This window comes from Kitasatospora sp. NPDC004799, from assembly GCF_040609095.1.
In the GTDB taxonomy this organism is placed as follows: Bacteria; Actinomycetota; Actinomycetes; order Streptomycetales; family Streptomycetaceae; genus Kitasatospora.
Window position 1 is genome coordinate 1 of sequence record NZ_JBEXJK010000267.1, and the last position, 11,406, is coordinate 11,406.

Annotated in this window: 9 protein-coding genes; 1 reads left to right on the forward strand and 8 read right to left on the reverse strand. The window is 74.9% G+C overall.

The features are described from left to right. The 6 genes from ABZW03_RS27840 to ABZW03_RS27865 form a co-directional block, all read right to left on the reverse strand. Positions 1-742, reverse strand: a 742-nt coding sequence (locus tag ABZW03_RS27840; RefSeq protein ID WP_355263858.1) for a polysaccharide deacetylase family protein, incomplete at its 3' end; no start/stop codon positions are given. Next, positions 732-2,471, reverse strand: coding sequence for a lipid II flippase MurJ (locus ABZW03_RS27845; RefSeq protein WP_355263860.1), 1,740 nt, complete (start codon positions 2,469-2,471; stop codon positions 732-734). The genes ABZW03_RS27845 and ABZW03_RS27840, both read right to left, overlap by 11 nt. Next, entirely contained in the window at positions 2,468-3,814 is a 1,347-nt protein-coding gene (locus ABZW03_RS27850; protein ID WP_355263863.1) for an O-antigen ligase family protein, read from the reverse strand. Before ABZW03_RS27850 ends, ABZW03_RS27845 begins: the two co-directional genes overlap by 4 nt. Before the next feature lie 6 nt (positions 3,815-3,820). Next, positions 3,821-5,344, reverse strand: a complete 1,524-nt coding sequence (locus ABZW03_RS27855) for a sugar transferase (RefSeq protein ID WP_355263866.1) — start codon at positions 5,342-5,344, stop codon at positions 3,821-3,823. Positions 5,345-5,740: 396 nt separating this feature from the next. Further along, positions 5,741-6,895 carry a glycosyltransferase gene (locus tag ABZW03_RS27860; RefSeq protein ID WP_355263869.1) on the reverse strand — a complete coding sequence of 385 codons (1,155 nt, stop codon included), beginning with the start codon at positions 6,893-6,895 and terminating at the stop codon, positions 5,741-5,743. 293 nt (positions 6,896-7,188) lie between these two features. Then, positions 7,189-7,629: an SRPBCC family protein gene (locus ABZW03_RS27865; RefSeq protein ID WP_355263872.1), complete on the reverse strand. Its 441-nt coding sequence runs from the start codon at positions 7,627-7,629 to the stop codon at positions 7,189-7,191. 91 nt (positions 7,630-7,720) lie between these two features. Between ABZW03_RS27865 and ABZW03_RS27870 the strand changes: the two genes are divergently transcribed. Next, complete coding sequence (locus ABZW03_RS27870) at positions 7,721-8,620, forward strand: HipA family kinase (protein ID WP_355263875.1); 900 nt, start codon at positions 7,721-7,723, stop codon at positions 8,618-8,620. A 110-nt stretch (positions 8,621-8,730) separates the two neighbouring features. On the opposite strand, the gene ABZW03_RS27875 is transcribed toward ABZW03_RS27870, so the two are convergent. Both ABZW03_RS27875 and ABZW03_RS27880 read right to left on the reverse strand, forming a co-directional pair. Next, positions 8,731-10,218, reverse strand: a complete 1,488-nt coding sequence (locus tag ABZW03_RS27875) for a S8 family serine peptidase (RefSeq protein ID WP_355263878.1) — start codon at positions 10,216-10,218, stop codon at positions 8,731-8,733. A 252-nt stretch (positions 10,219-10,470) separates the two neighbouring features. Further along, positions 10,471-11,406, reverse strand: a 936-nt coding sequence (locus tag ABZW03_RS27880; protein WP_355263881.1) for an amidohydrolase family protein, incomplete at its 5' end; no start/stop codon positions are given.

Consider the following 11,406-nt stretch of genomic DNA (forward strand, 5'->3'; position numbering starts at 1 on the left):
GGCACCGGGGGTTCTGTCGGGGGTGCTCGGCGGGCGGTTCGGGCCGGGGGTTCGTAGGCTCGACGCATGGCGGATGCGTACGCGGGGCGGCGGGCAGGTCGACGGCGCCGTACGGGTAGCAGAAGCCGGTGACCGGGCCGCCGACGGCCTCCTCCAGCAGGCGCCGGCTCTCCCGGGCCTGGACGGCGAGGGCCTCGGCCGGCAGGCCGGGCAGTGCCCGGTGGCCGAGGCCGTGCGAGCCGATCTCCCAGCCGGCGGCGGCGAGTTCGGTGACCTCCCGGGCGGTGAGCAGCTTCTTGCGCGGGCCCTCGGCGTCCCAGCCGTTGTCCCGGCCGAGCAGGTCGGCGACCACGTACGCGGTGGCGGTGAAGCCGTACGCCTGGAGGATCGGCACCGCGTACCGGGCGAAGTCGGCGTAGCCGTCGTCGAAGGTGAGGCCGACCAGTCCGGCGTCCCGGCCGAGGGCTCGGGCCGCCATCAGCTCGCGGACCGAGACGCCGCGCCGACCGCGCCGGTGCAGCCAGGCGATCTGCTCGGCGAACCGCTCGGGGCTGACGGTGAGCCGGTACGGGTCCTCCTTCTCGACCGCCACCGAGTGGTACATCAGGATCCACGGCGAGGCGGAGCCGGGGACCGGCGGTTCACCGGCCGGGCGGCGGCTCCTGGGCAGCCGGGCCCGGTGCGGCGGTGCGTCGCTGACGCTCGCCTGGGCCGAACGGACGGTTCCCCGTTCATTGTCCATCGGGACGCTTCCCTTCTTCGGCGACGGTTGGCGGGTTCCGGACGGGCCCCAGCGCCCGGGCGACGGCGAGGACCGGGCCGCGTACCTCGCGGGCGCCGAGCCCGGTGCCGAGGGCCGCGAAGGCCAGCGCCACGGCGAGGCCTCCGAGGAGGGTCGAGAGCAGGGGGTCGGCGGCCAGTCCGGCGACGGCGGCGCCGAACACGGTGGCCCCGGTGGCGGCGGCCACCAGCCGGCCGTGGCCGCCGAGCACCCGGCGCAGCCGCAGCGGGATGCCGCGCAGCACCAGGCCGCGCAGCAGCAGGGCGGCGGCGGTGGTGATGCCGGCCGCGTTGCCGGCGGCCAGCCCCAGGGCGCCGAAGCGGGGGGTGGCGAGCAGGCCGGTGGCGACGGTGACGCCGAGGCCGAGCACCATCGCGGCGGCCGGGTACCAGTCCAGCAGCCGGCGGCGGCCGTCCTCGGTGCCCGGGTCGTCGGCCCGGCGGACCACCGGGCGCAGCGAGAAGTACGGACGGATCATCACGCCGATGAGCGCCTGGGCGGGCAGCCCGAAGCTGTACACCCGGATGACGTCGGCGGTGGCGGCGGTGTCGTGCGGGCCGAAGGCGCCGCGTTCGAAGAGCAGCGCGACCACCGAGGGGGCGCAGGCCATCAGGAAGGCGGTGCCGAACAGGACGACGGCCGCCGCCTGGCCGAGGTCCTTCTCCACCCGGTCGCGGGCGGCGGTGAGGTCCCCGGCGGCGAGCGCCCGGGCGACCAGCGGGAAGGTGACGGTGCAGATCAGGATGCCCGCCGTCATGGCGAGCTGGGAGACCTTGGCGGCGTAGTTGAGGTGCGAGATGGTGCCGGGCGGCAGGGCCGAGCCGAGGTAGCGCTCGACGAAGACCTGGGACTGGCGGGTGAGCGTGAAGGCGGCCACCGGCAGCAGGGCGAGCGGCATCAGCACCAGGGCCCGGCGCGAGCGCCGGCCGCGGCGGGTGGCGGACGGGCCCTGGCGCAGCCGGCGCAGGAACGGGCCGACCAGCAGGCCGGCCATCAGCAGGCTGCCGGCCGCGACGCCGAGGGCGGCGGAGCGCACGCCGAGGTAGCAGTGGAGGCAGAGCAGGACGGCGAGGATGCCGAGGTTGTACGCGACGTAGATGCCGGCCGGGGCGGTGAAGCGGTGGTGGGCGCGCAGCGCGGCGGCGAGGTAGCCGACCAGCCCGAAGGGCAGCACGGTGATCGCGGTGATCCGGGTGCAGGTGACGGCCAGGGCGGGGTCGGGAAGGCCGGGGGCGAGCAGGTCGACCAGTTCGGGGGCGCCCAGGGCGACGGCCAGGGCGAGGCCGCTGAGCGCGACCAGCAGCCAGGGCAGGGTGGCGCGGACCAGCTGGCGGACCGGGTCGGGGGCGTCCGGGTCCTCCTCGCGCAGCACCAGGGCGAGGGCGAAGGCGGGCACCATGAGGAAGGACATGGCGTCCTCGATCAGCAGCGGCGCGGCGGTCTCGGGGACGGTCCAGGCGACCAGGAAGGCGTCGGTGCCCTGGTTGGCGCCGAAGTAGCGGGCCAGCAGGAGGTCGCGCAGCAGGCCGAGGCCGGAGCCGGCGGCGCTGAGCAGGGCGGTGATGCCGAAGGCCCTGGCGAGGAAGCCGCGCCGGGGGGCCGGCCGGGGATCGGTGTCCCGGTCCCCGCCGGGGGCGCTGCGGGGGGCCGGGAGGGAGGAGGCGACCGCGGCCGGCCGGTCGGTGGTCACCGGGCCGCTCCGGTGGCCACCGGCTCGGTGGCGGGGGGTCCGGGTCGGTGGGCGGCCGCGCGGGCGGCGAGGCCGAGGACGACGGAGGTCAGCACGGTGGTGGTGCCGCCGATGTCGGCGTACAGGAAGTCGACCAGCACCCAGGTGAGCAGGGCGAGTGCGGCGAGCCCGGGGCCCTGGCGGTGGCGCAGGCAGCCGAGCAGCAGGGCGAGGAAGAGCGCGGCGTAGGCGGTGATGCCGATCAGGCCCTGCTCGCTGAGCACCAGGAAGTACATGTTGTGCGGGGAGAGCAGCGGTTCGCGCTGGAAGCCGATGGTGGCGTCAGCGGCGTCGCTGCCGGAGGACAGCCGCAACGGGGCGTGGCTGTCGCGCAGTTGCTGGAAGGCCTTGGGCCCGGCGCCCTGCACCGGGTGGTCCTGCCAGATCCGTCCGGCGGTGGACCACAGGTCGTACCGGTCGGAGACGGACTGGTCGGGGGCGGCCGAGACGGAGCCGATCGAGCTGAGCCGCTTGGTGACGCCGGAGCCGCCGAGGCCGAGGCCGCCGACCAGGACGACCGCGGCGGCCAGGCCGAGGACGGCGCCGCGCACCAGCAGCCGGGCGTCGGCGCGCAGCAGCAGCACCACGGCGGCGAGGCCGGTGGCGATCCAGCTGCCGCGGCTGAAGGAGACGGCCAGTGGGAAGGCCAGGAAGGCGGCGGCGGCGAACATCGCGCGGCGCAGCGCGGCGTTGCCGCCGGGGCGGCGCTCGCCGAGGGCCAGCGCGAGGGCGGCGAGCAGCCCGTAGCTGACCACGCTGGACATCGCCATGATGTCGAGCGCGCCGAAGGTGCCGACGGCCCGGATCGGCTCGCCGGTGTAGGAGGCGCCGGTGTGGGTGAGGTACTGCTTCGCGCCGACCACGCCCTGGATCAGCGCGGCGAGCACGAAGGAGCCGAGGACCAGGCGCTGGTCGGTGCGGTCGCGCAGCGAGCAGAGCACCGCGGCGGGGACCAGGACGAACACCTGGGTGAGCCGGACGAAGCCGGTGACGCTGGCGGCCGGGTCGGTCGAGCCGATGGTGGCGACGGCGGCGGCGAGCACGATCCCGCCGAACAGCGCGCAGGTGGTGCGGCTGATCGCGGGCAGCCGCCCGCGCAGCAGGTTGAGCGCGGTGAGGCCGACCAGGGCCAGCGAGGCGAGGTCCGCGGCGGTGACGTGGACGGCGGCGGCGACGTCCTTCTCCCCGGTGGGCACGCAGACCAGCAGGACGGTGGCGGCGGCCAGCGGGCTGGTGCGCTCCGCGAGCGCGGGCAGGGCCCTCCGTAAGGCGGGGCGGGGGAAGGCGGGGAGGGTCAGGGCCACGCGGGGTCAACTCCCGTCCGGGTGGAGCATCAGGACCGCGGTGCGGCACAGGATCTTGACGTCCTGCCAGAGGCTCCAGCTCTCGATGTAGCGGTTGTCGAAGCGGGCCCGGTCCTCGATCGAGGTGTCCCCGCGCAGGCCGTTGACCTGGGCCAGGCCGGTGAGGCCGACCGGGACCCGGTGGCGGTCGGCGTACTCGGGGTAGGCCTGGCCGAACCGCATGACGAAGTACGGCCGTTCGGGGCGCGGGCCGACCAGGCTCATGTCGCCGCGCAGGACGTTCCACAGCTGCGGCAGCTCGTCCAGCGAGCTCTTGCGCAGCAGGCGGCCGACGGTGCCCATCCGGTGGTCCTGGGAGATGTTCCAGCGGGTGGCGGACTCGTGCTCGTTGCTCGGGCGCAGGGTGCGGAACTTGAGGACGGTGAAGACCCGGCCGTTCAGGCCGGTGCGCTGCTGGCGGAAGAGCACGCCGGGGCCGGTGTCGAAGCGGACGGCGAGGGCGCAGAGCGCCAGGACGGGGGCGAGCAGCAGCAGGCCGAAGGCGGCGGCGGCGATGTCCAGGGCGCGCTTGGCGGCCCAGCCGGGACGGCGCATCGCGGGGCGGCCGACCCGCAGACAGGGGTACCCCCACAGGTGGTCGCCGCCGGTGAGCGGGGTGGCGGGCAGCGAGCCGTACTCGCGCAGCGCGGGCACCAGCCAGACCTGGCAGCCGAGCCGGGCGGCCTCGCGCAGGGTGGCGGCGGTCTCGGCCTCGTCGGCGGCGCCGGCCGTGGCGATCACGTGCTGGACGCCGTGCCGGCGCACCTCGCGCTCCAGCGCCTCGCGGCCGCCGAGCACGGGCAGGTCGGTGTCGCCGGGCAGCAGCGGCGGGTCGGCGTCCAGGAAGCCGACCGGGCGCATCCCGTACTCGCCGTGCTCGCGCAGGGCGGCGGCGACCCGGCGGCCGAGCCGGCCGGCGCCGAGCACCAGGACGGGGCTGGGGCGGCTGCGGCGGCTGCGCCGGACCAGGTGGTAGAGGACGGCGCGGGCGGCGCAGGCGATCAGCAGCTGGGCGCCGAGCAGGACGGTGAGCCGGGCCGGGCCGGCCGGGCCGCAGTCGGGCCAGTGCTCGCCGAGGCAGCCGGACAGGGTGACGGCGAAGGCGGTGGCGACCACCGCGCGGGAGGCCAGGACGGGCAGTTCGTCCAGGACGGACAGGGTGAGCCGGGAGCGGTAGAGGCCGCCGGCCAGGTTGAGCATGAGCAGCAGGGGCAGGACGGCGGGGACGCCGAGCAGCGGGTCGAGCGGGGCGGCGGGGTCGACGACGCGGTTGGCGATGCCGCCGGCGGAGCACAGCGCGATGACGTCGGCCTGGACCAGGGTGAGCGACAGGGCCAGCCGGGAGCGGGCCGTCCCACGGGGCCGGTGCGACGGCGGCACCGCCCGGGGGTGTGCCGCGCCCGCCGGCCGGTCGAGCAGCCCGGTGCCGGGCCGGCGGGGGCCGGACAGGGGCCTGCCCGATCGCGGCACACTGTCGTGGTCAATGGTCATCAGCGCACGATCTCCCCTGCTGTGTGCCCGGGGTGACGGCTCCCCGGCACCGGCTGGCGCGGGGCGGCCGTCCCGGCCCGGTGGGCGCGGTCCTGACAGCGCCTGCTGCCGCTGGCGGCTCTCGTCGGCCCGGCGGCGGGGCCGATCGCGAAGGGACCGGTCACGAAGGAATCGATCGCGAGGGGCTCAGCCGTGAATTCCCGGCAGGAAATCTGAACGAAGCAGGCAAAATCCGACAATACAGAACCGGGCCGTACAGGCCGGAAGTTGACTTGCCGTTTCATTCCAGCCGCCCATTAATAGTTATTTCGGATTTGACGCCTCGCCTCCGTATCCGGTCGAGGGTGCGAATACGACAACGCCGGAAGCGGCGGGCATTCACGGCATGTGAAACGATCAGATCCGCTCTGGGACACGGGGCCGGCGCCGCCCCGACGCCGGCCCGGCGCCCAGCAGGTGGCGGTAGAGGACGTCCACCTGTTCGACCACGGTGCGCACGTCGTGCCGTCCGACCACGTGCTCGCGCAGGCGGGCACCGCGTCGCTCGCATTCGATCGGATCCGACAGCGCGTCCCCCATACGGGTGGCGAGGGCCCCCGCGTCCTCGGGCGGGACCACCGCGTGCGCGAGCTCGGCCGGCGGCAGGCACTCCCGGGCCCCGGGCACGTCGGTCAGCAGCACCGGACGGGCGGCCGCCATCGCCTCCAGCGGGGCCAGCGCCATCCCCTCCCAGCGCGAGGGCAGCACCACCAGGTCGGCCGCCGCCAGCCACGGGCGCGGGTCCGGCACGTCCCCGACCAGTCGGACCCGGGCGGGCTCGGCGGTCGCCCGGACCAGCTCGGCCACCCGCTGCTCCTCCGGCCCGCCGCCGACCAGCGCCAGCCGGGCCCGCGGCACCCGGCGCAGCACCTCCGGCCAGGCGGCCAGCAGCACGTCCTGGCCCTTCTGCCGGCACAGCCGCCCGACGCACACCGCGAGCGGGGCGTCCAGGTCCAGGCCGAGCGCGATCCGGGCGGCGCGGCGGTCGGCGGGCGCGTAGTGGCGCACGTCCACGCCGTTGGGCACCACCGCCCAGTCGGCGTGCACCCCGGCCGCCACGCCGTCGGCCCGCTCCTGGACGCTGACGCACAGCAGCCGGTGCGCCCAGCGGGTCGCGAAGCGCTCCCAGCGCAGGGTCGCGGCGGCCAGCGCGCCGTCCACGGCGGCGAAGGACCAGGCGTGCGGCTGGAAGACGGTCGGCACCGTGCCGCGCACCGCGAGCCGCCCGGCCAGCCCGGCCTTGGCGCTGTGCAGGTGGACCACGTCGGGCGCGGCCGCCCGGACGATCCGGCGCAGCCGCCAGGCCTCGGCGAGGGTGCCCGGGCCGGGCGAGCGCCGGGCGGGCCAGTCCTGGACCAGCGCGCCCACCGCGGCGGCCTCCCCGGCCAGCCGCCCGCCGCGCGGACAGGCGACCAGCACGCGGTGGCCGGCCTCCCGCTGGCCCCGGACCAGATCGGCGACGACGCGGGCGACCCCGCCGTCCACCGGTTGGGAAATGTGAAGGATCGTCATATGCACGGCGGCGAGCCTAGGGTGGCTCCCCCGTGCCGGGCGGCCCTCGTCACCCGCAGGTGGCGGTTCGGCCACCCGGACGGCTTTCGGCTCGTACGGGCGACCGAACCGCTCGGATGTCCAAGCGATTCGATCGCTTTGCCGGATCCGCGCGTGCCGACCGCGCGGGTCCGGCGGGGCCTCGCGGGCCGCGCGGCCCGGCGGATCACGCGGTCGGCGGACCCGGCGGACCCGGCGGGGCCTCGGCGACCCCGGCGGACCGTCGGAAGGACCCGGCGGACCTCCGGCAGGGCTCAGCGGACCTCGGCGGCGAGGTTGGCCAGCACCTGGTCGTGGATCCGGTTCAGGCCCTTCGGGGCGAAGGTGCGCTCGAAGAAGCCGCCGATGCCGGTCGCGCCCTGCCAGGTGGCGGTCACGGTGACCTTGGAGCGGCCCTCGCCGACGGCCGAGACCGTCCAGGTGATCACCATGCTGGAGTTGGCGTCCTTCTCCACCAGCTGGTCCGGCTCGGGCGCGGAGACGGTGAACAGGCAGTCGCGCACCCGCTTCTCGGTGGCCTGGAGCTTCCAGTGCACCTGGGTGCCGGCGCCGGTGCCGCCGACCCGCACCTCGTACTCGCTGTACTGCGCGGGCAGCAGCTTCGGGCGGGTCACCTGGTAGTCGGCCAGCGCCTCGTACACCCGCTCGGGGGCGGCGTCGTAGACCCGCTCGGTGGTGGCCTGCACCTGTCCCATGACCTTGCTCTCCTCGTCCGGTGGGAACCGCTCTTCCCGGCAAGCCAATCACAGGCTCACGCCCGCGACGCGCCGGGATAGGGTGGCCGGTGTGCTCGATCTGGTGACTGCTGTGCGCTACGTCGACCCGCTGCGGGCCGGCGGTTCCGTCCCCGGTGTGGTGGAGACCGACGACCTGGGAACGTACGTCGTCAAGTTCACCGGGGCCGCGCAGGGCCGCAAGGCGCTGATCGCCGAGGTGATCGTCGGCGAGCTGGCCCGGCGGCTGGGCCTGCGGGTGCCGGAGCTGCGGCTGGTGGACTTCGACCCGGCCGTCGCCGCGGACGAGCCGGACGCCGAGATCCAGTCGATGCTCAAGGCCAGCGCGGGGCTCAACCTCGGGATGGACCTGCTGCCCGGCGCGCGGGACTTCCGGCCGGGGATGATCGCGGTGGACTCCGCCGAGGCCGGCCGGGTGGTCTGGCTGGACGCCCTGACCGGCAACGTCGACCGCACCGTGCACAACCCCAACCTGGTGGTCTGGCACGGGCGGCTCTGGCTGATCGACAACGGCGCCGCGCTGATCTTCCACCACCGCTGGGCGGGGGCCGAGGCGGCGGTCGGCAAGCGGTACGACCTCAGCGCGCACGCGCTCGGCGGCTCGGCCCCGGACGTCCGGCTGGCCGACGAGGAGCTCGGGCCGCTGGTCACCGTGCCGCTGCTGGAGGAGGTGGCGGCGCTGGTCCCGGACGAGTGGCTGGCCGACGAGCCCGGCTTCGACTCGGTGGACGCCGTCCGGCACGCCTACGTCACGCACCTGGCCGCCCGGGTGGTGCTCTCCGAGGAGTGGCTGCCGGAGGGCTTCGCCACGCCCGAGCAGCTGCGCGAGGCGGAGCGGCGGCGGGCGGCCCGGACCAGGGCGGGGCGGCCGGCCTGGTTGCGGGAGGTGCCGGACCTGCACGGCAAGCCGTCGGTGGAGACGGTCTGGGAGCACCACTTCGACGAGGACTAGCTTCCCCGACCCGACGAGCCGGCCGGCCGGTGCCGGAACGCGGCCGGGGAGCGGGACCCCGTGGTCCCGCTCCCCGGCTCTACCGTTCAGAGGTGTCCGCGGTCAGCGCGTCAGCGCCACCACTGGACCGCCTTCTCGGCGTTGACCAGGCCCGCGCCGTAGAAGCCGTTGTCGTCCGCGCCGCCCTCGCAGGTGGCCTTCCAGGTGCCGGCACCGCCCGGGTTGAACTCGCCGGTCGGGCACGGGACGGACTCGGCGTGGGTGGTCAGCAGCTCGGTCAGCTCGTCCGGGCTGGCCCACGGGAAGGTGCTGGCGAGCAGCGCGGCCACACCGGCGACGTGCGGGGTGGCCATCGAGGTGCCCTGCATGTAGCCGTACTTGCCACCGGGGATGGTGGAGCGGATGCGGCCGTCCTTGTCCGGGGTGTTCGGGAACTGGAAGCGGCGGTCGCCACCCGGCGCGGTGACGGAGACGACGCCCTTGCCGTAGCTGGAGTAGTACGCCTTGACGCCGTCGGAGCCGACCGCGGAGACGGCGACCACGCCGGGCAGCTCGGTCGGCAGCGACAGGCAGTCGTTGGTGATCGGGCGGGTGGTCTTGGTGGTGTCGTCCGGGCTGGCCACGTCGACGGTCTTGTGCGCCAGGTCGAGGTTCTCGTTGCCCGCGGCGGCGACGTTGAGGACGCCCTTGCGCTGCGAGAAGGCGACGGCCTTGCGGACGGCGTCGGAGATCGCGGCCTGGTCCTTGTCCGTCTTGCAGTTGAACATCCACGGGTCGACGTAGTAGCTGTTGTTCGTCACCTTGAAGCCGTGCTCGCCGGCCCAGACGAAGCCGCAGACCGCGTTCTCCGGGTAGATGAACCCGCCGTCGTCGACGACCTTGACGGCGGCCAGCTTCACGTTCGGCGCGACACCGACGATGCCCTTGCCGTTCTTGGCGGCGGCGATGGTGCCGGCCACGTGGGTGCCGTGGTCGCTGGTGGTCGGCTGCCAGGCCTTCCAGTCGGTGTTCGTCTTGCCGTCGATGCAGGAGACCGACTGCGCGGCGTCCACGTTGGCGGCGAGGTCCTCGTGGGTGGCGTCGATGCCGGAGTCCAGCACGCCGACGGTGACGTTGCGGCTGCCGAGCGAGATCTTGTGCGCCTTGTCGGCACCGATCTGGCGCATGTCCCACTGGTAGGCCTCGTCCGGGTCCTCGCCCGGGGCGGCGGCCGCGGCGGCCGTGTCGGTGGCGACCTCGGCCTTGCCCTGGTCGGAGGCCTGGATGCCCTTGGTGCGGCTGGCGCCGACCGAGTCCACGCCCTTGGCCAGGCGCAGCTTCTCGGCGAACTTGGTGTCGTTCGAGCGGGCGACGATGACGCCGACCTGCTCGTAGGACTGGACGACGGTGCCGCCGAGGCCGGTGATGGCCTTCTCGACCTTCTGCACCTGGCCGTGGTTGGCCTTGGTGTTGACGACGTAGCTCAGCAGCGGACCGGTCGTCGAGTCGGCCGCGGGGGCCGCGACGGCGGTGCCGGCCGGCAGCGCGAGGGCGCCGGCGGTGGCGAGCACGACGCCCACCGCCGCGTACCGGGTACGGCTGATCCGAGGAACACGCATGAGGGTTGGCCTCCCGGCTCGTCAGGCGGCAGCTGCCATCGGCAGGCGCGCTTGGGAATGACCGGGACGCTAATGAATATTTGGTTATAAGCGCAAGAGGTAGACATCCAATCGTCACATCGAGATCAGGAACAGGGTCCAGGGGCACCCGGGATCAACAAGGAAACAGAGATCCAGAGTGTTAAAAAGTGATGGTTCGCCGACGTTCGTCCGCACCTGTCACGGGACCGGCCACCAGCACCGATCGCACTCCTACAACGCGTACAACCGGCGCGCGTTGTCGGCCCCGAGCAACCGCGCCACCCGCTCGGCGTCGGCCGGGGAGCAGGCGCCGTCGGCCTGCCAGCCGGCGAGCAAGCCGCTCAGTCCGTACCGGAACTGACAGGTGCCCACCAGATAGAGTTCGGGCAGCCCGTAGGCGTCGGTGGAGAACAGCAATTTGCCGAACGGGGCCAACTCCAGCATCTCGCCCAGCACCGCGGCCACCCGCGGCCCGGTGTAGGAGGCGGTCAGCCCGAGATCGGCGTACACCGTCGGGAAGGCCTGGGCCAGCCACGCGGCCTGCCGGTGGTACGGGTAGCAGTGCAGCAGCACCAGCGGGACGCCGCTGGGCTCGGCGGCCCGCACGAAGTCCGTCAGCAGCGACGGGTCGGCCCGGTGCAGGGTGAGGTCCGGATCGCCGAAGCCAGTGTGGAGTTGGAGCGGCAGGCCGAGCTCGGCGCAGACGTCCACGGCCGTCCAGAGCAGGTGGTGCAACAGCACCGGGTCGGTCAGCCGGCCCCGCCCGGCGCGCAGGTGGGCGCCGGCCGCGGCCACCACGGCCGCGGCGGCGGGGCGTTCGGCGGGGGCGGCCAGGCCGTGCCGGTAGGCGAGCACCGACTTGACCGCGACGGCCCCGGCGGCGGCCTCCCCGAGCGCCTGCGCGACGGCCCGCGGCCAGTCCCCGGCACCGGAGGCCACCGTCTCGGCGACCGACTCCAACCGGACCACCTCGCGCACCGACGCGCCGGTGGCCTCGGCGAGTTCGGCCAGCGGCAGCAGTTCGTGGCCCGCGGCGGTGCTCAGCCCGGTGTCCACCAGGCAGGTGTCCAGCCCGGCCGCCGCCAGCAGCCGCGCGGTGGCCTCGGCCGCGCCCAACTCCCGCCGCCGGGCCAGGTAGTCGGCGGCCGGGGCGTGCACCGGCAGGCC